Raw genomic sequence first — 21,214 nt, 5'->3', positions numbered from 1 at the left:
CGAAGGAACAGATTATGAATAGCGCAGTAGAAGCACAACTTGCTGAACTAGGTATTGAAGGCTACCTGAATCAGCATCAACACAAATCTTTACTCCGATTCCTGACGTGCGGTTCGGTTGATGATGGCAAGAGTACCTTAATTGGTCGTTTACTCCACGACTCTAAGCAAATCTATGAAGATCAATTGGCGGCTGTTCACTCGGATAGTCAACGAGTGGGAACAACGGGTGAGAAGCCTGACTTAGCCTTATTGGTTGATGGTCTGCAAGCGGAGCGAGAACAAGGTATTACCATCGATGTGGCTTACCGTTATTTCTCAACCCAGAAACGAAAATTCATTATTGCTGATACGCCAGGACACGAACAATACACTCGTAACATGGCGACCGGTGCGTCGACTTGTGACCTTGCGGTTATCTTGATCGATGCTCGAAAAGGGGTATTGGATCAGACGCGTCGTCATTCGTTTATTTCGAGCTTGTTGGGTCTCAAGCACTTTATCGTCGCAGTGAATAAAATGGACCTAGTGGACTTCTCTCAACAGCGTTACGAAGCAATTCGTGATGAATACCTAACGTTTTCGGAAAACTTAGGTAAAGACATCAATATCCAGATGATTCCTATCTCTGCTCTAGAAGGCGATAACGTGGTCGACTTGAGCAGCAACATGGATTGGTATCAAGGAGAGCCACTGCTTGATCTGCTAGAAAAAGTCGATATCGATCAGGAGAAGCAAAGCGGAGATTTCCGATTCCCAGTGCAATATGTGAATAGACCTAACCTCGATTTTCGCGGTTTTGCTGGCACCATTGGTTCAGGCGAAATACAGGTTGGCGATGAAATCAAAGCACTACCTTCTGGGAAAACATCACGTGTAGAACGTATTGTGACGTTCGATGGTGATTTGCCTCGCGCATTTGCTGGTCAAGCAGTAACTCTGACTTTAAGTGATGAGATCGATATTAGTCGCGGTGACTTGATTGTGAAACAAGACGCGAAAGTGGTGTCGTCAAATCGTCTGCTTGCTGATGTGGTTTGGATGACTGATGAGTCTTTGGCTGCAGGTAAAAGCTATGACATCAAGATCGCGGGTAAGAAAACTCAGGGCCAGCTAGAAGGTGTTCGTCATCAATATGACATTAATACACTGAAGTCTTTTGATACTGACGCCTTGCCTCTTAACGGTATTGGTTTATGTGAGTGGTCACTTACAGAGTCGGTTGCGCTAGATAGTTATGATGCGGTGCAAGATACCGGCGGTTTTATTGTTATCGACCGACTCACTAATGTCACAGTCGGTGCAGGCTTGGTTCGTGAGGCATTAGCGGAAGAACAACGTTCACCTCAAGAGCGTATGGGGGCATTTGAGAAAGAGCTGAAAGCACTGATTATGAGGCACTTCCCTGAGTGGGATGCCAACATCTAACGTCATGGTTAGTTAGAACGATTGTGACGTGAAACCAATGCAACGTAGCGTTAAGCAGTAAGGGGAAGGATATGTGGGAACAAGGAGTAGTGCTGGCACTGTTGATGTCTATCATTGCTTGCTTGGTAGCGACCCAGATAAAACCGAGCTTTATCTTTGCTGGTGCTGCGTTTATTGCATTTATATCCGGGATGTTGGAGCTCAATGCGATAGCGACTAATTTTACGAATTCGTCGCTATTAACATTGGTGCTACTGATTCTTTCATCCGCTGCGTTAGAAAAAACGCGATTGATCAGTTGGGTCAGTCGTTCCATTGCTACAGGCCGTTTAGGCTCAGTGGTGGCAAAGCTTGGGGTCTCTACGGCTTTGCTCTCTTCTTTTACCAACAATACCGCTGTTGTAGTGTCATTAATTGGCGCTATTAAGCGCAACCAGCGTCATGCCCCTTCAAAGCTGCTTATTCCTTTATCGTATGCGGCTATCCTTGGAGGCACACTGACGCTCATTGGTACTTCTACCAACCTTATAATCAATAGCTTCGTCGAAGATGTGGGCTTACCCAGTTTGGACTTTTTCGCACCTACTTGGATAGGACTTAGTGTCTTAGTCGGTGGCGTTTTGGTGCTGATTCCATTGAGTTATCTTCTGCCCAATTATGATGATGCGAATCAAGACGATTTACCCTACTTTTTAGAAGCTCGAGTAGAGCCAGGCTCACCACTAGTAGGACGAAGCATTGCCGAGAACAATCTCAGGGCACTGCGAAAGTTGTTTTTGGCCGAAGTGGTACGAGATGGTGAAACACTGGCTTCAGTTGACCCGCACTTTATCCTTCAAGCTAAGGATCGCCTGCTGTTTTGTGGTGATGTGGAAAGCGTTGCGACTCTTCAAGAGATTCAAGGTTTGACGTTTTTTGGACAACACCATCTCAACGGACAAAATCTATTGGAAGTGGTGGTCAGCTCCTCGGCGACCTTCTGTAATAACACACTTAAGTCGAGCCATTTTCGTGACCGTTTTGATGCGGTTGTGGTGGCGATTCGGCGTGGTCATGAACGACTAGAAGGTGGTCTTGGCAATATTATCTTACAGGCCGGTGATACATTGGTGTTGGCGCCTGGGAAAGGGTTCGAACAGGCACGCCGCCAGCATCGAAAAGAGTTTGTGCTGGTCAATGACTTAGATTCCAGTGCCAAACTTGATTTTGCTAAATCGAGTTACGTGCTGCTTGGTTTTGTTGCTGTGATTGCGTTAGCACTCACTCACATTCTCCCCATAATTAAGGGGCTAGCACTGTATCTAATTGCGGTTCTGGCCTTTGGCATCGTTAATATCGGCGAGCTAAGGCGTCGCTTTCCGGTCGACATTGTGGTGATTGTTGGCTCGGCGTTGTCTATCGCGCAGTTGATGATATCAACTGGCCTCTCTGAGCATATGGGGGAGATGTTTATCGAGCTATTCAATGGTTGGGGCGTATTTGGAGCGTTAGTGGCCACTTACTTAGTGACACTTATCCTAACCGAATTGGTGACCAACAATGCTGCCGCGGCACTGGCATTTCCCATAGGCTACAGTATGGCGGTCGGCTACGGCGTTGATCCCATGCCTTTCATAATGGCTGTGCTGTTTGGTGCGAGCGCGAGTTTTATCTCTCCTTATGGTTATCAGACTAATCTACTGGTTTATAGCGTTGGTAATTACCAACTGAGAGATTACATGAGAATTGGGATACCTATCTCTATTGTCTATTCCGTTTTGGTATTGGCACTTATTCCCTATTTCTTTCCGTTTTAAGTATTTTTACAAGGACTTACTATGTCAAATAGTGTACTGGCAAGCGCCGAAATAAACAAAGATGAAAACGTTATTTGGCATCAGCATCAGGTAACCAAGTCAGAGCGTGCAACCTTAAAAAATCAGCAGCCAGTAGTATTGTGGTTTACGGGGCTTTCCGGGGCTGGAAAATCAACGGTGGCAGGGGCTCTAGAAACTGAGCTGACGCAACGCGGTTACCACACCTATTTGCTAGATGGCGATAATGTGCGACATGGACTCTGTCGAGATCTGGGTTTTTCTAAGCAAGATCGGCGAGAGAATATTCGACGAGTTGGTGAACTAACAAAATTGATGGCGGACGCGGGCCTTATCGTGCTTTCTGCCTTTATCTCTCCTCATCGTGAAGAGCGATCGTTAGTACGTGAACTATTACCTCAAGGAGAATTCTTGGAAGTCTTTGTGAATGCGAGCTTAGCAGTTTGTGAAGCGCGCGATCCTAAAGGGTTATATAAGAAAGCACGAGCGGGAGAGATTAACAATTTTACAGGGATAGATTCTGAATATGAACAACCCGTTGAACCTGAAATTCATTTAAATGCTGATGTGTATGAGGTTTCAGAACTGGTGAAGCAGTGTATTCAAGTTCTAACTGAACGAAGTATCATTCGCTAAACCGTATGATGAAACGAGTGGGTCGTGTCAGTTCTCACAACAAACTTTCTATTCAGTAACTCGAGTAGTTTATCATGATATTGGTTATTGCTGCGGTTTCCAAGCAATTGACACAACTCGTTACCCGTTGGGGTAAAGCGGTAGTAGGTTAACGTGATGCCTTTAAGCTTTGGTTGCAACATCAGTTCTTTACCTTGATAGTTGAGTTTGAGCGCCGGTTCTTTGGTGATTTCTCCTGATTCTAACTCGGTGGCGAGTAAGATGCCTAGCTCCACAAGTAGCAATAAGCTGGAGTAGGGAAGTTGGAATTCACCAAGGCTTAGTTCATCAAGACTTTCACGTTTGGAAAAGCTAAATAACCCAGCCTGATGACGAATGCCAAGCAGTAACTTCCTGCTAGTATCAGTCCCAAAACTGCAAGCCAAAGAGGCTGCTCGTTGTAAGGTTTGTGCTTCTTTTGGCGTCATGTCTCTGAGGGTTTTTAGAGCTTTCATTGACGTTGACCCTGGATTGGTTACTTCTCGCTTTAGTACCTGAGCCCACAGCTTTTGCATTGAACTATTATGAATTTCTTTCGCCATGTCGAAATAACGTATCAGCCAATCAAAGTCAGGTTCTCCCGCCACTTCATTGTTACATGATGCCAGCGCGGCTTTGACAATCTGTTCTAGGTTTTTCTGTCGCTGTTCTTTGCTCTGTTTTTCACGCAGCATAGCGCGTTCAAACAAGCTTTTCGTTGGTGTTTCTTCCGCGATTAATGCGTCCAAATTGTGTGCTTGAGCAAGAGCACGTATTCGGCTGCCGCTGTCTTTCATATGGTGACTTTTTTTGTGAGCCTGTTCGCTGTGCGAATGGGGTTCTGAGAGATTTGGTTGTGGTTCGACAGGTAGTTTGCTCATAAAAACGAATTCAGAGTAGGTGGTAAAATTGTCCAATTGCTGATCAATTTAGCGAGATTTTCTGGTGCTGACTAGCCCTATTTGTGTGAGCTATTTTCCGAATTATCGGTAACGAGCGGCATGTTGTAAAAAAAGCTGGGATAAATGATAAATTTTTGTTAAATTTATGAGCGTAACTAAGGAGGGCTATATGAGTCACTCAGGAGGGAATAGAGTTAAAAAACACGTTTCGGTAGCACTATTACTTTGTGTTTATCTCGGTGTGCTAGCTTATCTTTCTACTTTCATCAACTAGGTAGAAGATTGTTTGGCAAGGTGACAAGCTAGCACCGTTGAGGAAATGTTTACTTTTAATGTCTCTACGCTATTCAGCGTGAATTCTAACCATCGTCATAATCTTCAATACGGATTCCATCAATCAGGTAGCCAGTTTCAGCAAGCTCAGAGTTGATGGTCTCCGTTTTTAGTGTACCTACCACGTAAATAACATCCCACAAACGATGTACAGGCGCACCTTGTTTAAACTTCACATAAATGATTTGGTTTGGCGGCGGTGGTGGTACGTGAATACATGCCCCAAAGTATGGAACCAAAAGAAATTCGGTCACCATATCTTCATCGCCTTCAAGTGGAATAACAAAGCCAGGAATTTTTACGGTGCTACCGTTTAGCTCTTGTCGTACGGAACCGAGTTTGGATTGCTCCATAGCAGCACCTGAGTGGTCAATTGCAGGCATGCCCATTACGTCGAATTGATTACGCTCTTTCTCAGGGATCAAATCGATCCAATCAAGTTTTAATAGATCCGATTCATCCTGTGCCAACGCCATATGTGGTGTGAGCATGCTTATCGTTAATAATAGAATGCCAACGAGTTTAGGCAGTATTTTCATGTCAATCTCGCTAAATTCGGATGGTCATGCCATCGCTTAATGATTGTCGGTATGCGCGCAGCGCAGGGAAGAATCCAATGACCATTCCTGCGATTTGAACAAACCCTAGTAACATCCACTCGTGAGCGGTAATCGCGGTCAGTGCTATATTGATACCGTAGTTTGCTGTAATTATTGGCGCAGCGACCGCTAGCATGGCATACATGCCACCAATACCGCAAATGATACCCGCAGAAGTTAGAACCGTCGCTTCACTGACCAACAAGGTAAATACATGTCGAGGTCTTGCTCCCATGGCACGCAGTATCGCCATTTCTCTGCGTCTCTCTTGTAAGCTGGTTAACAAGCTGGAAAGCATCCCCATCAAACCGGCGACAACAACAAAAATAGAGACGATGAGCAACGCTTGTTCAGCCACACTCATCATGCCCCACAATTCATGCAAGGCAACCCCAGGAAGAATAGCGCTTAGTGGTTCTTGCTTATAGGTATTAATCTGTCTTTGTAGAGCGAAGGTTTGAATCTTGCTCTTAAGACCTATCAACATGGCGGTGATTTGCTTAGGCTGGAAGTCAATCTGCTCTAGTTGTTCTTTGCTGGGTGTGTTGCCGAGGTTCGCCCCTGACTCCCAACCAACATGTATTGCTTCGATTGCCTCAAGCGAAACATGAACGGTTTTATCGACAGGTGTCCCTGTTGGAGCCAGTATACCGACCACTTTAAAAGGGAGGTTTTCATGGCGGCTAAAGCCTACATCACTGATGCCGTGTGCAATAATGATTTCACTGCCAATGTCATAGCCTAGCGATTTGGCAACATCAGAGCCGAGTACGGTTTCAAATAATCCATTAAACTCATGACCTGAAGAGAAGCTTAAATGTTGCTTCTGTCCATATTGGTAGCGCTCAAAATAGCTGTGATTAGTTCCCATGACTCGAAACCCTTTGTGTGAGTCTCCAAGCGAAATGGGAATCGCCCAATCAACGGCGCGATGTTGGCTAAACTCTTCGTAGCTTTTCCAGTCGATATTGTTGGTAGCATTCCCAATACGAAAGACAGAGTAGAGCAGCAGGTTCACTTGGCCAGAACGGCCACCAACGATGAGGTCAGTACCTGAAATCGTATTGGCAAAACTGCTTTTTGCTTGAGTTCGAATCCGCTCAACACCCATGAGAAGAATCACCGAAATAGCGACGGTCATAATGGTTAATAATGCGGTAGTTTTTCGGTTGAGAAGACTTTTCCAAGCTAGTTTCAATGTAATACTCATAGTGCTCTCGCTTGGTTGATATCCAGTAAATTTTCGCTACGCGTAAATAGAGATTCGAGCGTCGGATCGTGACTGACAAAGATTAGCGTGGAATGCGCTTGGTTGGCTTGTTCCATCAGCAATTCGATAAAGGCTTCTCGATTATCGTGATCCAAGGCAGACGTTGGCTCATCGGCAATAAGAAACTCAGGCTGACCAATTAAGGCGCGTGCAGCGGCCACACGTTGCTGTTGACCAATGCTCAGTTCAATCACTGGTTTGTTGAGAAGTTGGGCCGGTAACCTTAAGTGATCGAGAAGTCGCTTCGCTTCCTGCTCTAGAGAGCCCGCTACCTTACTTTTTCTAACTTGAGAAAATTGACAAGGTAAAGTGACGTTATCAATAACAGAGAGGTAAGGCAGTAGGTTGAACTGCTGGAATATGTAGCCGATATGGTCAGCTCTAAACTTATCTCTAGCACTGGCAGATAAGGAATGCAGTGATTGTCCTAACGCGACAACATTGCCAGAGGTTGCGGTGTTGATACCTGTGAGTAGCCCCAGTAAGGTCGATTTTCCGCAGCCACTCGGCCCTTTTAAGAATAGGTGCTCACCTTGGTCTACAGTTAGGGAGGGAATATCGAGTGTTGGTGCTTGGTCTGGGTGCCATTTGAAAGTGAGATCGGTGAGTTCAATTACTCTAGCCATAATGTCCTCTTATCCAAGAAGATGCCCTAAGAGAGTAACGTGACTCCTTAGGGCAGGGTGCTTGGTGCTTAAAGTTTAATGACAGTGTTGCCAGAGCTTAGTTCAGTCGCAGATTGTGCGGTGTCGGTTAATAGATTAACGGACACTTTTTCTGTTGCAGGGAAATAGCTAAACCATTTGGTGTCAATTTGATTTAACTCACTGAAATCACTGCAAGTAAATTGGTATTGCACGTTGAACTCGCCATGCCCATCATGATGGTCGTGGTCGTGGTCGTGGTCGTGGTCGTGGTCGTCATGACCTTTATGATCATCGTGGGCTTTATGGTCATGGTGGTCATCATGACCTTTGTGATCATCATGATCTTTATGCTTGTGATGGTCTGAGTGATCATCATGATTTTGATGAGACTCTAACGTGTTATCGATATCCACATCTACCAACTGGCATCCAGCAGCTTTTGGTAAAATCAATAAGTTATTCACGTCGTTGAGTGTTGCTTTGGCTTTGCTAAGCGCTGCTTTTTCTGCATCAGTGTTTGGATCATGCTCAAAACCAACGACATCGGCACCTGGAGCCGTAATCTCAACCAGAAGGTCTTGTCCATCTTGAGCAATATTAAATTCGACATGACCATGAACATGTGCGTCATGTTGGCGGAAGTCGTCTTCTGCGACTGCGAATTGAGAGATTACGAGTCCAGCTAATAGCGTCATCTTGAGTTTCATTAGGATTCCTTAAATTTTTAGTCTGTGATAACAAGAGATAATTTTAGTCAATTTAGGCCAGCCAAGGTGGTGAGCGAGCGCTGATCGACTCAGGTTTCGAATCGCAGACAAGGTGGTGTTGATGTTTCTGTGTAGAATGAGAAACTGCTAGAGATGGTGTGTTGAGAGAACTGACAGGAAGTGAATGAGTGCCTTTAGTAAATAAAGGGCAATGATGTTGCTGGTGATCGATATGCGCGTCATAGCTGTGTTCGATCGATAGTGCGTTGAGAGCAAGTAGCAGAATTACTAAGCACAGTGCTGCACTTAACTTGTTGTTGGGCTTAATAGACTGTATTAGCGACATGCAACTTATTCTCGTTTAGTTTCGGTTTGTTATGTTATAACAAATCAAAACATTTACCAACGTTAACACACTTCGCTTTGAGTCCCTGACAGGAATAAAACAAAGGAAGCAATATTGCTCCCTTTATCGATAAAGTTTGGCGATAAATTATAGGTTATCGTTGATCATCGTTAACACTTGTTGAATCTCACCGTCTGTTAACGCACCTTCTTTGACGTAGAGAATCTTGCCTTGTTTGTCTTGAACAATGATCGCAGAGTTGTCTTCTTTCAGTTGCCATGCATTTGCCACTAAGCCGTGCTTGTCGAGCACCATAGATGACCAAGGAAATTCTTGTTTGCTGTCTTCTGCTGAGGATTTAACAAAAGACCCGGTTCCCCACATCGCATCATCTTGGTTGATGATCGTTGTGGTTTGGTAACTATCCTCAGGAAATTTTGCATCAGTAATGGCTTTCATTAAAGTTGCATTCATTTCTTTTGAGCTGCTGCGTCCTGCGATAGCTTGAATAACACGTACTTTGCCAAGCATATCTTTGCTGTTCCATGCTTGATAGGTAATGGTGTCATTGTTGAGGACAAGTTCTCCATGATCTTTCACGGAAATTGAGCGGGCATTACCGCCAACTTGCAAGTTGGTGGCCATAGCAAGTGTGGGCAAACACAGCATTGCTATTGTTAGGAGAGGCTTTAGTTTCATTGTAATTGTTTCCATTACTTTGTGTTGAGTGGCATACCATAGGTCACCCTAGCAATTACCACAATATTATTAGTGCGATTTGACCAAGAGATGTACGTTGCTTGATAAAATCCGACGTAGCATAACAGTAATTTATATTTTGTTGCAAAGATGTTAATTTATTTTTGTGAACAAATAAATATGCTGTATACTTGTATCGATCGCAAAAAATATTGCGACGTTATTCGCTTAAAGCGGAAATATGATTGTTGTACTCAAACGGATATTGAGGTTAATTTATGCTGCGAAAGTTTATGGTTTATCGTCCAAGACAAATTGCAAAATTTGTTAAAACCCTGTTTAAGGGACAGTTTTTCATTGCGGGTATCGGGGTGTTTCGTTTCGATAATGGCAAGGTGTTGTTACCCGAAGTGGGTGACAAACAAAAGCTCGATGCATTTAAAGAAATTAACATCGAGATAGCGGCTTTAGCGCTATAGCGTACTGACCGATAACAAGGTTTTTAGGAAACGCTTTTGGTGTAAATCAAAAGCGTTTTTTTATACTACTCAGTTATTGAGGAGGGAAGCAGACGCCAGTTCCACCAATTCCGCAATAACCATTGGGGTTCTTAGCAAGATATTGCTGGTGGTATACCTCAGCGAGGTAGTAGTGGGTAAGCATGGCGATTTCTGTTGTGATAGAAAGATCTCCAAGCGCCTGCTGATATTGCTGCTGAGTTTGCTGTGCCGTTAGGAGTTGTTGCTCATTATTAACGTAAATAGCGGAACGGTATTGGGTGCCGATATCGTTCCCTTGGCGCATACCCTGAGTAGGGTCATGTTTTTCCCAAAACACTTTGAGTATGTCAGCTAACGCGATGACTCGAGTATCGAACACTACGCGCACCACTTCGGTATGACCTGTATCTCCAGAACACACTTCTTCATAAGTTGGATTCGGGGTATAGCCGCCAGCATAACCGACAGACGTCGAGACCACACCATCTAGCTGCCAAAACACCCGTTCGGCTCCCCAGAAACAGCCCAATCCGATGATGACAGATTGTTGATGTTCCATCAAAGGTGCATTAAGGTCTGATTGGTTAATAAAGTGAGGCTCCATAACCGCGATAGCATGGTTGCGCCCCGGTAGCGCTTGGTCTGCTGATATCATTTCCGTTTTACGCATCAAAGGCTCCTTTTTTAGACTATTATTGGGTGTACGAAGCTTCTGGAACATATTAAAAAATAACGCCAATCTGTCATCATCTGGGTAGTTACCTACAGACTTCTAAATTGATAGGGGTTATCATTCTAGATCACAATAAAAGCAACGAATCACAGTCTCAACAATAAAGCATGATAAAGAGAGTATTACCATCGCTATTTCTTCTGCTGTCGTCGAGTGTTGTGATGGCTAAAGATAGTGTGTCATTGGATATAAATGGGCTAAGCGGCGCATTGCAAGATAATGTTGATGCCTACTTATCGGCTATTGAACCCAGTGAATACTCAACATCGCTTCGATTTCAGTCTCGTCTCACCAAAGAAATCAATACCGCCCTTAATGCCGTGGGTTATTACAACGCAAAGATAGAGTTTGTTGTCGATGAGAAAGACTCAGAGTTGATAGTGAACGTGACGCCAGGGCCACCCACGAGAGTCAAGTTAGTGGACGTTGAGATAACGGGCGAGGCCAAAAAAGACGAAGATTTTTTGCGGCTTATCCGGCTGTCACCATTAAAAGAAGGCGTCACTTTAAATCACAGCCAATACGATGCGCTTAAATCAAGTATTCGTAACCTGGCATTGCAAAAAGGTTACTTTGATGGGGGGTACGTACTAAGCCGCTTAGAAGTGGTTCCTGAACTGAATCAAGCTTTTATTCGATTGCATTACGATAGCGGCATTCGCTATCAATTTGGCAAGACGACTATTACTGGTAGCCAAATAGATATTCAAAAAGTTGAGTCACTACAACCGTATAAAATGGGCGATGACTATCTCGCGTCTGAAGTTGGTATCTATAACCAAAACCTCTCTAATACCGAATGGTTCTCATCCGTCTTTGTTGAGCCTGATCTAACTCTGATTGGCAAAGGACGAGAACTGCCTATGAAGGTCTCTTTAGCTCCGCAAGTGAGGAACCAATTTGAAACGGGTCTTGGCTACTCGACCGATGTTGGTGCAAAACTGCAGTTCAAGTGGAAGAGACCTTGGCTTAACGAACAAGGCCATAGCTTCAATACCAGTCTTGACCTCTCAATTCCAGAGCAACAAGTCACCGCGAGCTATAAGATTCCTTTGAATGATGTGCTCAAAAATTACTACTTGATTCAATATGGACTGAAGAACGTCAATCGAACGGATAAAAAAACGCTAGAATCCAACCTTTCGTTCGAACGACATTGGGTATTGGAAAGTGGTTGGCATCGCACGGCTTACATTCGTTATCTCGTTGAAAACTATGAGTTCAATACGCAAGGCGAGTTAGGGCAATTTGTCTTACCTGGACTTTCTTATTCACGAGTTGTGTCCCGAGGTGGAGTGTTGCCAATGAGTGGTAACAAACAGACGATTATGTTTGAAGTTGGAGATGATCATGCCGTGTCGGAGACGTCGGTATTTCGCATGCGTGGTACGTCGACATGGATATCTAGCATAGGGGAAAATCATCGAGGTATTTTTAAGGTCGACATCGGTGCCAACATCGCAAGTGACCCGTCAAAATTATCCCCGTCATTGCGTTTCTATGCGGGTGGTGACAATAGTGTCCGTGGTTATGACTATGAAAGTATTTCGCCACAAGATGACGTTGGCAATAAAACGGGTGGACAATATTTAGCGACAAGCACACTTGAGTATCAATATCGCATTACAGGAAATTGGTGGGCCGCGACGTTTTTTGATATTGGTGATGCTTTTGATGACACGCCGGAATGGAAGCGCGGTGCTGGTGTTGGTATTCGTTGGGTTTCACCCGTCGGTCCGGTGAAGTTTGACTATGCCAAAGGATTAGATGAAAAACCACAAGCAAAATGGCGTATTCACTTTAGTTTAGGGCCAGAATTATGATGTTAAAAGTATGGCGAGTAACAAAGTGGGCCTCCATAGGTTTTGCCACTCTGCTGTTAATTATCGTGGCGATACTTGCATTTGCCTTATTCACGAATGCTGGATTAAACACGCTTCTTTGGGGGGCAAACAAGGCGCTTCCCCAGCTTCAAGTGGCAGAAGCTAAGGGGGCTCTTTTCCCCAGATTCACTCTCAATCAAGTCCGTTTCGTTGATGAAAGTCTTCATATCGATCTTAATGCTCAATCTTTGACGCTCGCTGTTGATCTTAATTGCTTGAGCTCACCTAGGGTTTGTATTAACGAGCTAGCGATAGATGGTGTAAATTTCGCTATGCCGGAGGTGGCGCCGAGTGAACCTTCGCCTGAACCAAGTGAACCTTTAACGTCTATTTCAACGCCTATCCCTATTGCTATCGGAAAGGTTAACTTTAGCGATATTAACCTGGATATTTTAGGCACTAAGGTTAATTGGGAGCACTTTTCGACGTCATTAGCGATGACGGGCTCTAAGCTCACTGTCGGAGAGACCTTACTAAAAGCACCGAGAGTCAAATTGGCGCCTTCGGATGAATCAAAGGCTGAACCGACAAAATTACAAGCCGAGACACAGCCTACTGCGATTGAACTGCCAGAGGTGCTGATTCCATTATTCGTTAAGGTGACAGGGATTGAAATTCAGGACTTTAGACTTGAGCAAGCTGAGTCCATTATTGTCAATAATTTGAAATTGGTGGGACGCGCTGGTGAGCACAACGTTCACGTAGACAAACTGCAATTGGATATGCCACAAGTGAATGCATTACTCAACGGTGATGTGACTTTGCAACAAGGGTATCCATTAGATCTCCATTTAATGGCGGATCTAAAACAAACTGATTTAGCAGGCCAAAAGGTGAAGTTGCACGCTAAAGGCAGCGTTGAAAAGCTATCTTTAGATAGTCGATTCTCTGGGGTGATCAGTGGCGCTTTGAACGGAGAATTACAACCGTTAGAACCAACACTTCCCTTTGATGCCACGATCAGTGATGCAAAAGCGGCTTGGCCATTTACTGGGAACAGTGATTATCAGGTGGTGGTTGATAACCTAGCCGCTAAAGGTTCATTGAAAGGGTATAACGTTGATCTTAAAGCGCAAGCCTCGGGTAAGGCTATTCCAGATGTTTCGGTGACGTTGGCTGGCAACGGAGACTTGAAACACATTGACCTGAGTGAGCTCTCAATTGATAGCCTAGGGGGCAACATCTCGGGGCAGGTGATGGCGAACTGGGAATCACCAATAAACTGGCAAGGAGATATTCATCTCACACATATTCAACCCGGTCTTCAATGGCATGAAGCTGAAGGTGATATCAGTGGCCATGTGGTAACAAGTGGTGAGTTAACCGAAGCAGGAGGTTGGGATGTGTCCGTCCCTATCCTCGATATTGTTGGTGTCCTACGTAACTATCCATTAAATGTAAAAGGCCAGCTGGATGCCTCGGACTCGTTTGGCAAGGGCAAGTACAAAGTGAAGACTGAGGGGCTGTCAGTTGCTCATGGTCCAAACCAACTCAGTGCTAAAGGAACACTAGACAAAGATTGGAACATGGACGTCAGCATCGATTTCCCTGACCTAGAGAAATCGGTTCCCGATCTTACCGGCCTTTTAAAGGGGAGTATCGGGGTTAAAGGGGCTATGTTAACGCCTGATATTAGCGCCGATCTTAAGGTCGAAAAGGTAAAATGGAAGCAAGAAGCCAGTCTTGAACGTTTATCTTTATCAGGCTCTGCGACACCATTACCGATTGAAAAAGCTCAAGCCAACATTACCCTAAAAGCGTCCGGGATTAAGTATCAAGATCAAGCTGTTGACCGTGTTGATCTCGCGTTAAGTGGTACTCAAGCGCAACATACGCTGTCGCTGGAACTTGTGTCCGACATCTTATCCGCAAACATCGATCTGGATGGTTCACTGCAAGATAAACCGAGCCTTGTTTGGACAGGGCGGTTAGCTGACGTACATTTGGAGTCGAAGCAGGGGCCGCTTGACCTGGTTGATCCCATTGATATCAAAGTGGATATCGATAAGCAAATAGCTGACGTGTCAGCACACTGTTGGGCTCAGGCCGGTTCAAAAGTATGTCTCGAGAAAGATATTCAAGCAGGTACTTCTGGTGAAGCACTGGTCACGATAAAGAATTTCAATTTTAAACAGATTGATGCCTTCATTCCGCAAAACACCAAGGTTGAAGGGAGTGCTAATGCGACAGTTTGGGCGAAATGGTCACCACAGGCTCCACCTCAAGTAAAACTGGATGTGAGCTTACCAAAGGGGACGGTGACGCAAACGCTTGAAGCACCTTTGATCTTTGGTTGGGATAAGGTCAATATTGCCGCAAATTTAGCTGATGATAAATTAGAAGCCAGTTGGTTGGTCGATGTTACTGATAATGGCGATCTCTCCGGTCAGGTGACGTTGCCTGATGTGCTAGCAGAAAACAAAAATATAGAAGGTGAAATAAACCTCTCAACGTTTAACCTGGATTTTCTACAGCCTGTCATTGGTGAGTTTAATAAGTTGACAGCAAACCTTGATTCCAACATCAAGATCAAAGGCGACGCGTTGCATCCACAGTTATTTGGTGACTTCTCTATTTCAGATCTCTCCTTGCAAGGAGATATATCTCCTGTTCAAGTGAAATCGGGAAAGGTGGGCGTTACCTTTAATGGTTTTGATGCCAACTTAGACGCCAAGATTCAAACTAATGATGGTGAGCTACAACTTTCTGGAGACGGCAATTGGCAAGATCTTAACGCATGGCGAACTAAACTGAGAGTTTTTGCGAACGAGCTTAATGTCGAAGTGCCACCAATGGTGAAAGTGAAAGTGGTGCCCGATATGACGATTGAGGCCAACCCAAAGGTAGCGAAGGTAACTGGGACGATTGGTTTGCCTTGGGGGCGGGTCTTAGTGGAAGAATTGCCACCAAGTGCAGTCTCGGTCTCTAGTGATCAAGTGCTACTTAACCCAAATATGACACCGATAGATAAAGAAGCCGCAGTACCTTTCAATATCGAAAGCGATGTAACTATCACTATCGGTAACGATTTCAGGGTGTCTGCGTTTGGCCTTAAAGCGGATCTACGAGGAAGACTTCAAGTCTCTCAAAAAGACAAAGGACCATTTGTTCAAGGTGAAGTGAATATCGTTAATGGCTCGTATACGTCATTTGGACAAGACCTCATTATTGAAGAAGGTAAGATTTTGATGACAGGACCTGTCGATCAGCCTTACGTCAATATTACTGCAATACGAAATCCTGATACCACCGCTGATAATGTTAAGGCTGGGGTCAAAGTGACAGGGTTGGCGACGGAACCCAAAATTAAGATTTTCTCTGACCCGACAATGCCGCAAGCGAACGCTCTGTCTTATTTGCTGCGAGGACAAGATATTGATGGTGAAACCGGGGGCAACGCGCTGACGACGACGTTAATTGGTTTGAGTTTAGCACGCAGTGGTAAAGTCGTCGGTGACATAGGCCAAGCCTTTGGCGTTCAAGACTTACAGTTAGATACCGCAGGAAGTGGTGACGACTCTCAAGTGACAGTAAGTGGTTACGTGTTGCCGGGCTTGCAGGTGAAATACGGTGTGGGGATCTTCAACTCTTTGGGTGAGTTTACGATTCGTTATCGGGTTCTTGAAGACTTCTATGTTGAAGCGGTGTCTGGGCTGTATAGTTCGGTGACCTTCTTGTATCAGTTCGAAGTGAACTAGTGCCGAAGCGGAAGCAACATTGAGCCACTTAATCCATCGGTGATTTTTTCGTATACTTAGGTAAGCGAGAGTGGGTTAACAGAGGATGTTATGAAACCTGTAATTTTGTTGATATTCGGAGGGTTGCTGTCAGGCTGTGTTCAGTTACAACCGCCAACAGACCGCAATGACGCCAGTTGGCAACAGTTTGGCAATCAATGGGCTTTGAAAGGCTACGTTGAGGAGACCGAAACGGAGCTACGAGCGAAAGAGCCTGCAATTAGCGAGTCTCAATACCAAGCGTATACAAAAGGTTACCAACAAGGCCGCGCTGACTACTGTAAGCAAGATCCATTTGTTTTAGGATTCAATCGTAAAATCTACTATGGGATTTGTAATGATCTGAACCGGATATACCTTCATGAATATTGGCGGGGCAAAAACGCTCGCGCAAGACGCTAACCTAAAGGATGGAGGTGGTATGGTAAGACACATTTCTCTTGCTCTGATGGTTCTCCTTTCAGGCTGTGCTCAGCAAGTGTTATTGACCTCAATGCAGCCTAATGAATGGCAGCAATATGGACAGGAACAAGCTCTGGCTGGTTATGAGAAGCTCTCAGAACAGCAGTTGCAACCAAAGGCGAAAATCGATGTTACTCACGTGCTCTTTCAAGCTTACTCGACAGGTTACGAGAAAGGCCGCGTAACATACTGTCAGCAAGATCCAACCATTTTTGGGAAACGTGGAGAGATGTATCGGGGTATCTGCGATGACATTAGACCTACGTTTAGAACGTGGTACAACAATGGCATGGCATCCCGTGGGCGTTACGGTTATTGAGTAGTGCTATCAAAAAACGAAAAAGCTCTCTAATTTATCTAGAGAGCTTTTTATTAGCGACCGTACCGGTTATTTTACTTTGGCACGCTCATAAGAGGTTTCAATCTCTTCTCGTGCTGCTTGAACATCTGCCCAACCATCCACTTTTACCCACTTACCCGCTTCCAGTTCCTTATAGCGCTCAAAGAATTGAGTAATTTGTGCTTTGAGCAACTCTGGAATGTCACCGACATCTTGAATGTGATAGTATTCTTTAGAGAGTTTGCTATGCGGAACCGCAAAGACTTTGGCATCTTCACCAGATTCGTCAGTCATCTTAAGCACGCCGACTGGTCGGCAGCGAATCACTGAGCCTGGCATTAAGGGATAAGGTGTTGGTACCAATACGTCGACAGGGTCACCATCAAGGGAAAGTGTTTCATTGACGTAGCCATAGTTACATGGGTAAAACATAGGCGCAGACATAAAGCGGTCAACGAAAACGGCGCCGGAGTCTTTGTCGACTTCGTACTTGATGGGATCAGCGTTGGCTGGGATTTCAATCACTACATAGATATCATCAGGTAAAGATTTACCTGCTGGTACATTGTTCAAGCTCATTTTGACTTTCCTTTTCTTTATTCATTATTCCGTTGATAAGGGAATAGAGGGCTGAAACACAAATCGTTTTCAAAGAGTATACTTGGTTAATTTTAAAACAAAAAGTGCCTCTGTTGAGAGGCACTTCGAAGTTATTGGTCTTTATACTCCTCTAAGAAAGATTCGACTTTTTCAACCATTTGGCTGGAGCCTACGAAGAATGGGACTCGCTGGTGGAGCTCCGTCGGTTTGATGTCCATGATACGCTGCGTACCGTCTGACGCTAAGCCGCCAGCTTGTTCCATGATGAAGGCCATTGGGTTGCATTCGTATAAAAGGCGTAGCTTGCCATTCGGGTGGCTTTGCGTACTTGGGTACAAATAGATGCCACCTTTCAATAGATTACGGTGGAAGTCGGAAACCAACGAGCCTATGTAGCGTGATGTATAGGGTCGTTTTTCTTCTGGCACATTCTCCTGACAGTACTTAATGTACTTTTTCACGCCCATAGGGAAGCGAATATAGTTGCCTTCGTTAATGGAATAGATGGTGCCATTTTGAGGGATCATCATATTTTCATGAGATAGACAAAAGGTGCCGATCGATGGGTCGTAGGTAAATCCGTTTACGCCTTTACCCGTGGTATAAACCAACATAGTCGACGAGCCGTACACCACGTAGCCCGCTGCCACTTGCTTGTTACCCGGTTGGAGGAAGTCTTCTTGAGTCGGAGGAGTGCCAACCGGTGAAACGCGACGATAAATCGAGAAGATAGTACCGACTGACACATTGACATCAATGTTTGACGAGCCATCCAGTGGATCCATCAGCACGACGTATTTGGCATTTTTGTTGAGCTCTTTGTTAAAGGTGACGGCCTCATCTTCCTCTTCGCTAGCTACACCACAAACTTGGTCACGCGCTTCCAGAGCGGCCTTAAACTTGTCGTTAGCATAGACATCGAGTTTTTGCTGAGCTTCACCTTGAACGTTTTCAGAACCTACAGAGCCGGTAATATCAGCAAGTCCAGCTTTGTTGATTTCTCGGTTTACGATTTTTGCAGCGAGTCGAATCGAAGACAAAAGGGAAGATAAATCACCGCTAGCGTGGGGGAAATCAGTTTGTTTCTCAACAATGAATTCGCCAAGGGTGCGCATTTCAGACATGTTATATCCTTAACTTTTCTGCTTATTTTCTTGGGGGGAGTGTGTGAGAGAAAGGTAGCAACCAAACGATTGCGTTTATTGGGGGTATTCATCAACACACAAGGGTATTGTAGGTGGCAGAACTTTTTAATGGTAATGAAGTAACCCTACCATACTCAGATTTGTATGATGAATGTCACATTTATTCCCCTAACCGCTAACTTTCTCGCTTTTGACCCACGCTTTGGGTATATATAGCGACAATAGCGTAAAATTAGACGCAAAGAGTTAAGAGAGCGAACTATGCATATTCATATTCTGGGTATTTGCGGTACCTTCATGGGAGGGGCTGCGGTGTTGGCCCAGCAGTTGGGGCACCGAGTGACAGGCAGCGATGCGAACGTTTATCCCCCAATGAGTACATTATTGGAATCGGAAGGCATAGAGATTATCGAAGGGTTTGACCCAGCTCAGCTCGATCCTGCTCCAGACCTTGTGGTCATAGGGAACGCAATGAGTCGTGGTAACCCTTGCGTTGAGTATGTGCTTAATCATAACTTGAAATACACCTCTGGCCCGCAGTGGCTGCAAGAGTTTCTTTTGCATGACCGCTGGGTACTGGCTGTATCAGGGACACATGGAAAAACCACCACATCTAGTATGCTAAGTTGGATTCTTGAAGACTGTGGCTACCAACCGGGTTTCTTAGTTGGTGGAGTATTAGGCAACTTTGGCCAGTCAGCTCGCCTCGGAGAATCGATGTTTTTTGTGGTAGAAGCGGATGAATACGACAGCGCTTTTTTTGACAAGCGTTCTAAGTTTGTTCATTACCATCCACGCACACTCGTTATGAATAATCTCGAGTTCGATCATGCGGATATTTTTGATGATCTTGAAGCCATCAAACGACAATTCCACCATTTAGTTCGCACTGTGCCAGGAAACGGGCGCATTCTGGCACCACGTAAAGATAAAGCGTTAGCTGACGTACTAGGAAGAGGGTGCTGGAGTGAGGTGGAACACACGGGAGAGAATGCTGACTGGCATGCACATAAGTTAAAGCGTGATGGTTCGCATTTTGAAGTGTATCTGCATGGCAGCAAAGTCGGGGAAGTGAAATGGGATCTCGTAGGTGACCATAATGTCGATAACGCCCTGATGGCGATTGCGGCAGCAAGGCATGTTGGCGTAACACCTGATCTTGCTTGTGAAGCGTTAGGAAAGTTTATTAATACCAAACGACGCTTAGAGCTGAAAGGCGAAGTCAATCAAGTGACGGTTTACGATGATTTTGCTCATCATCCAACGGCTATTGAACTGACGTTAGGCGGTTTACGTAACAAGGTCGGCAAGCAGCGAATCCTAGCTGTTTTAGAACCACGCAGTGCCACCATGAAACGCGGTGTTCACAAAGAGACATTAGCGCAGTCGCTTCATGAAGCCGATGCTGTGTTCTTGCTCCAACCCGACAATATTGACTGGTCAGTAGCAGAGGTTGCTCATTCCTGTTCGCAACCGGCTAGGGTTAGCAACTCTATTGACGAACTGGTGCAGTCCATTGTTGAACAGGCGCAACCAGGCGATCAAATCTTGGTAATGAGTAATGGTGGCTTTGGTGGTATTCATCAAAAATTGTTAGAGGCATTAGCGTAATGAAACTCGCAGAGAAAGCGATCACGCTGGCATTTACTGGTGCATCTGGCGCTCCTTACGGGATGCGCCTGCTTGAGTGTTTGTTAGCTCAAGACTATACCGTGTACTTATTGATCTCTTCCGCTGCGCGAGTGGTGTTGGCAACGGAGCATAATATTAAACTGCCGAGTGGGCCGGATGCCGCGCACAAAGCTCTGGTGGAAATACTGAAGTGTTCACCAGACAAGCTGGTGGTGTGTGGTAAAGAAGATTGGTTTTCACCTGTGGCTTCTGGTTCAGCGGCACCTAAACAAATGATTGTCTGCCCATGTTCAGCTGGCAGTGTGGCTGCGATTGCTCATGGTATGTCGGATAATTTGATTGAGCGCGCTGCTGATGTGGTCATTAAAGAGCGCGGCCAACTACTGTTAGTGGTGCGCGAGACACCATTCTCAACCATACATTTAGAAAATATGCACAAGCTGTCGCAAATGGGAGTCACCATAATGCCTGCAGCACCAGGCTTTTATCATCAGCCGCAATCCATTGAGGACCTGATAGATTTTATTGTTGCTCGCGTACTTGATCATATGGGTATTGTTCAGGCTCTTGTTCCTCGCTGGGGCTACGATCAGCGCTAAACTCACATCAATCAAACCTATTTAGGGATAGATTTGGCGAATCTGTGACGAAAAGGTTACAATTCGCTTTCTAAAAGTTGTGACTCACGGGGTGCACTAGCAGTGGTGCTGAGAGAAGGTAATACCCTGACACCCGTATACCTGATCCAGATAATGCTGGCGTAGGGATGAGAACTCCGTTCTAT

General features: G+C 45.0%; 20 protein-coding genes and 1 riboswitch. Of the genes, 10 read left to right on the top strand and 10 right to left on the bottom strand.

Annotated elements, in window-relative coordinates; all coding sequences use genetic code 11:
• Nucleotides 1-14: 14 nt before the first annotated feature.
• The 3 genes from cysN (at nucleotide 15) to cysC (ending at nucleotide 3,877) form a co-directional block, all read left to right on the top strand.
• Nucleotides 15-1,427: a sulfate adenylyltransferase subunit CysN gene (gene cysN / locus VTH8203_RS02240; protein ID WP_096992166.1), complete on the top strand. Its 1,413-nt coding sequence runs from the start codon at nucleotides 15-17 to the stop codon at nucleotides 1,425-1,427.
• 71 nt (nucleotides 1,428-1,498) lie between these two features.
• Entirely contained in the window at nucleotides 1,499-3,223 is a 1,725-nt protein-coding gene (locus tag VTH8203_RS02235) for an SLC13 family permease (RefSeq protein ID WP_096992165.1), read from the top strand.
• A gap of 21 nt (nucleotides 3,224-3,244) precedes the next feature.
• A complete protein-coding gene (cysC, locus tag VTH8203_RS02230; RefSeq protein ID WP_096992164.1) occupies nucleotides 3,245-3,877 on the top strand; it encodes an adenylyl-sulfate kinase in 633 nt (210 codons plus the stop codon).
• On the opposite strand, the gene VTH8203_RS02225 is transcribed toward cysC, so the two are convergent.
• From VTH8203_RS02225 to VTH8203_RS02195, 7 genes are all read right to left on the bottom strand, one after another.
• On the bottom strand, nucleotides 3,874-4,776 hold the full coding sequence (locus VTH8203_RS02225) for a TIGR03899 family protein (RefSeq protein ID WP_096992163.1): 903 nt from the start codon (nucleotides 4,774-4,776) through the stop codon (nucleotides 3,874-3,876). The two genes, cysC and VTH8203_RS02225, sit on opposite strands and share 4 nt — an antisense overlap.
• A 380-nt stretch (nucleotides 4,777-5,156) precedes the next feature.
• A complete protein-coding gene (locus tag VTH8203_RS02220; RefSeq protein WP_096992186.1) occupies nucleotides 5,157-5,621 on the bottom strand; it encodes a DUF3299 domain-containing protein in 465 nt (154 codons plus the stop codon).
• Between the two features lie 58 nt (nucleotides 5,622-5,679).
• Nucleotides 5,680-6,939 carry an ABC transporter permease gene (locus tag VTH8203_RS02215; protein WP_096992162.1) on the bottom strand — a complete coding sequence of 420 codons (1,260 nt, stop codon included), beginning with the start codon at nucleotides 6,937-6,939 and terminating at the stop codon, nucleotides 5,680-5,682.
• Nucleotides 6,936-7,625, bottom strand: coding sequence for an ABC transporter ATP-binding protein (locus VTH8203_RS02210; RefSeq protein WP_096992161.1), 690 nt, complete (start codon nucleotides 7,623-7,625; stop codon nucleotides 6,936-6,938). The genes VTH8203_RS02215 and VTH8203_RS02210 overlap by 4 nt, the downstream gene beginning before the upstream one ends.
• Nucleotides 7,626-7,693: 68 nt before the next feature.
• Nucleotides 7,694-8,353, bottom strand: a complete 660-nt coding sequence (zrgA, locus tag VTH8203_RS02205) for a zinc uptake protein ZrgA (protein WP_096992160.1) — start codon at nucleotides 8,351-8,353, stop codon at nucleotides 7,694-7,696.
• A gap of 52 nt (nucleotides 8,354-8,405) precedes the next feature.
• Nucleotides 8,406-8,699 carry a DUF2607 family protein gene (locus VTH8203_RS02200; RefSeq protein WP_096992159.1) on the bottom strand — a complete coding sequence of 98 codons (294 nt, stop codon included), beginning with the start codon at nucleotides 8,697-8,699 and terminating at the stop codon, nucleotides 8,406-8,408.
• Between the two features lie 147 nt (nucleotides 8,700-8,846).
• Nucleotides 8,847-9,398 (bottom strand): YtfJ family protein, encoded by a 552-nt coding sequence (locus VTH8203_RS02195; RefSeq protein WP_096992158.1) that lies wholly within the window; start codon nucleotides 9,396-9,398, stop codon nucleotides 8,847-8,849.
• Between the two features lie 278 nt (nucleotides 9,399-9,676).
• On the opposite strand from VTH8203_RS02195, the gene VTH8203_RS02190 reads away from it, so the two are divergent.
• Nucleotides 9,677-9,877, top strand: coding sequence for a DUF1107 family protein (locus tag VTH8203_RS02190; protein WP_096992157.1), 201 nt, complete (start codon nucleotides 9,677-9,679; stop codon nucleotides 9,875-9,877).
• 73 nt (nucleotides 9,878-9,950) lie between these two features.
• Here the strand turns inward: VTH8203_RS02190 and msrA are convergent, their stop codons facing one another.
• A complete protein-coding gene (gene msrA, locus VTH8203_RS02185) occupies nucleotides 9,951-10,571 on the bottom strand; it encodes a peptide-methionine (S)-S-oxide reductase MsrA (protein WP_096992156.1) in 621 nt (206 codons plus the stop codon).
• 167 nt (nucleotides 10,572-10,738) lie between these two features.
• Between msrA and tamA the strand changes: the two genes are divergently transcribed.
• From tamA to VTH8203_RS02165, 4 genes are all read left to right on the top strand, one after another.
• Nucleotides 10,739-12,454, top strand: coding sequence for an autotransporter assembly complex protein TamA (gene tamA / locus VTH8203_RS02180; RefSeq protein ID WP_167385771.1), 1,716 nt, complete (start codon nucleotides 10,739-10,741; stop codon nucleotides 12,452-12,454).
• Nucleotides 12,451-16,212 carry an autotransporter assembly complex protein TamB gene (gene tamB / locus VTH8203_RS02175; RefSeq protein ID WP_096992154.1) on the top strand — a complete coding sequence of 1,254 codons (3,762 nt, stop codon included), beginning with the start codon at nucleotides 12,451-12,453 and terminating at the stop codon, nucleotides 16,210-16,212. Before tamA ends, tamB begins: the two co-directional genes overlap by 4 nt.
• Nucleotides 16,213-16,302: 90 nt before the next feature.
• A complete protein-coding gene (locus VTH8203_RS02170; protein WP_096992153.1) occupies nucleotides 16,303-16,653 on the top strand; it encodes a DUF2799 domain-containing protein in 351 nt (116 codons plus the stop codon).
• 19 nt (nucleotides 16,654-16,672) lie between these two features.
• On the top strand, nucleotides 16,673-17,032 hold the full coding sequence (locus VTH8203_RS02165) for a DUF2799 domain-containing protein (protein WP_158296040.1): 360 nt from the start codon (nucleotides 16,673-16,675) through the stop codon (nucleotides 17,030-17,032).
• A gap of 69 nt (nucleotides 17,033-17,101) precedes the next feature.
• On the opposite strand, the gene ppa is transcribed toward VTH8203_RS02165, so the two are convergent.
• Both ppa and fbp read right to left on the bottom strand, forming a co-directional pair.
• Nucleotides 17,102-17,632, bottom strand: a complete 531-nt coding sequence (ppa, locus tag VTH8203_RS02160; RefSeq protein WP_096992151.1) for an inorganic diphosphatase — start codon at nucleotides 17,630-17,632, stop codon at nucleotides 17,102-17,104.
• A 131-nt stretch (nucleotides 17,633-17,763) separates the two neighbouring features.
• Nucleotides 17,764-18,777: a class 1 fructose-bisphosphatase gene (fbp, locus tag VTH8203_RS02155; protein ID WP_096992150.1), complete on the bottom strand. Its 1,014-nt coding sequence runs from the start codon at nucleotides 18,775-18,777 to the stop codon at nucleotides 17,764-17,766.
• Between the two features lie 282 nt (nucleotides 18,778-19,059).
• On the opposite strand from fbp, the gene mpl reads away from it, so the two are divergent.
• Nucleotides 19,060-20,409 carry a UDP-N-acetylmuramate:L-alanyl-gamma-D-glutamyl-meso-diaminopimelate ligase gene (gene mpl, locus VTH8203_RS02150; RefSeq protein ID WP_096992149.1) on the top strand — a complete coding sequence of 450 codons (1,350 nt, stop codon included), beginning with the start codon at nucleotides 19,060-19,062 and terminating at the stop codon, nucleotides 20,407-20,409.
• Complete coding sequence (locus VTH8203_RS02145) at nucleotides 20,409-21,029, top strand: flavin prenyltransferase UbiX (protein ID WP_096992148.1); 621 nt, start codon at nucleotides 20,409-20,411, stop codon at nucleotides 21,027-21,029. Before mpl ends, VTH8203_RS02145 begins: the two co-directional genes overlap by 1 nt.
• A 77-nt stretch (nucleotides 21,030-21,106) precedes the next feature.
• Nucleotides 21,107-21,214: riboswitch (TPP riboswitch) on the top strand.

This window comes from Vibrio thalassae (assembly GCF_900089835.1).
GTDB lineage: Bacteria > Pseudomonadota > Gammaproteobacteria > Enterobacterales > Vibrionaceae > Vibrio > Vibrio thalassae.
Note: the sequence above shows the minus strand (reverse complement) of the source record. Positions and strands in the feature narration are given on the sequence as shown.

Bases quoted from the DNA above. Each gene is read 5' to 3' on its own strand.
- VTH8203_RS02195 (WP_096992158.1), bottom strand. From the start codon at position 9,398: ATGAAACTAAAGCCTCTCCTAACAATAGCAATGCTGTGTTTGCCCACA.
- fbp (WP_096992150.1), bottom strand. From the start codon at position 18,777: ATGTCTGAAATGCGCACCCTTGGCGAATTCATTGTTGAGAAACAAACT.
- VTH8203_RS02210 (WP_096992161.1), bottom strand. From the start codon at position 7,625: ATGGCTAGAGTAATTGAACTCACCGATCTCACTTTCAAATGGCACCCA.
- VTH8203_RS02220 (WP_096992186.1), bottom strand. From the start codon at position 5,621: ATGCTCACACCACATATGGCGTTGGCACAGGATGAATCGGATCTATTA.
- VTH8203_RS02165 (WP_158296040.1), top strand. From the start codon at position 16,673: ATGGTAAGACACATTTCTCTTGCTCTGATGGTTCTCCTTTCAGGCTGT.
- VTH8203_RS02200 (WP_096992159.1), bottom strand. From the start codon at position 8,699: ATGTCGCTAATACAGTCTATTAAGCCCAACAACAAGTTAAGTGCAGCA.
- VTH8203_RS02215 (WP_096992162.1), bottom strand. From the start codon at position 6,939: ATGAGTATTACATTGAAACTAGCTTGGAAAAGTCTTCTCAACCGAAAA.
- cysN (WP_096992166.1), top strand. From the start codon at position 15: ATGAATAGCGCAGTAGAAGCACAACTTGCTGAACTAGGTATTGAAGGC.
- tamB (WP_096992154.1), top strand. From the start codon at position 12,451: ATGATGTTAAAAGTATGGCGAGTAACAAAGTGGGCCTCCATAGGTTTT.
- VTH8203_RS02190 (WP_096992157.1), top strand. From the start codon at position 9,677: ATGCTGCGAAAGTTTATGGTTTATCGTCCAAGACAAATTGCAAAATTT.
- tamA (WP_167385771.1), top strand. From the start codon at position 10,739: ATGATAAAGAGAGTATTACCATCGCTATTTCTTCTGCTGTCGTCGAGT.
- zrgA (WP_096992160.1), bottom strand. From the start codon at position 8,353: ATGAAACTCAAGATGACGCTATTAGCTGGACTCGTAATCTCTCAATTC.
- VTH8203_RS02170 (WP_096992153.1), top strand. From the start codon at position 16,303: ATGAAACCTGTAATTTTGTTGATATTCGGAGGGTTGCTGTCAGGCTGT.
- cysC (WP_096992164.1), top strand. From the start codon at position 3,245: ATGTCAAATAGTGTACTGGCAAGCGCCGAAATAAACAAAGATGAAAAC.
- ppa (WP_096992151.1), bottom strand. From the start codon at position 17,632: ATGAGCTTGAACAATGTACCAGCAGGTAAATCTTTACCTGATGATATC.
- VTH8203_RS02225 (WP_096992163.1), bottom strand. From the start codon at position 4,776: ATGAGCAAACTACCTGTCGAACCACAACCAAATCTCTCAGAACCCCAT.
- VTH8203_RS02235 (WP_096992165.1), top strand. From the start codon at position 1,499: ATGTGGGAACAAGGAGTAGTGCTGGCACTGTTGATGTCTATCATTGCT.
- mpl (WP_096992149.1), top strand. From the start codon at position 19,060: ATGCATATTCATATTCTGGGTATTTGCGGTACCTTCATGGGAGGGGCT.
- VTH8203_RS02145 (WP_096992148.1), top strand. From the start codon at position 20,409: ATGAAACTCGCAGAGAAAGCGATCACGCTGGCATTTACTGGTGCATCT.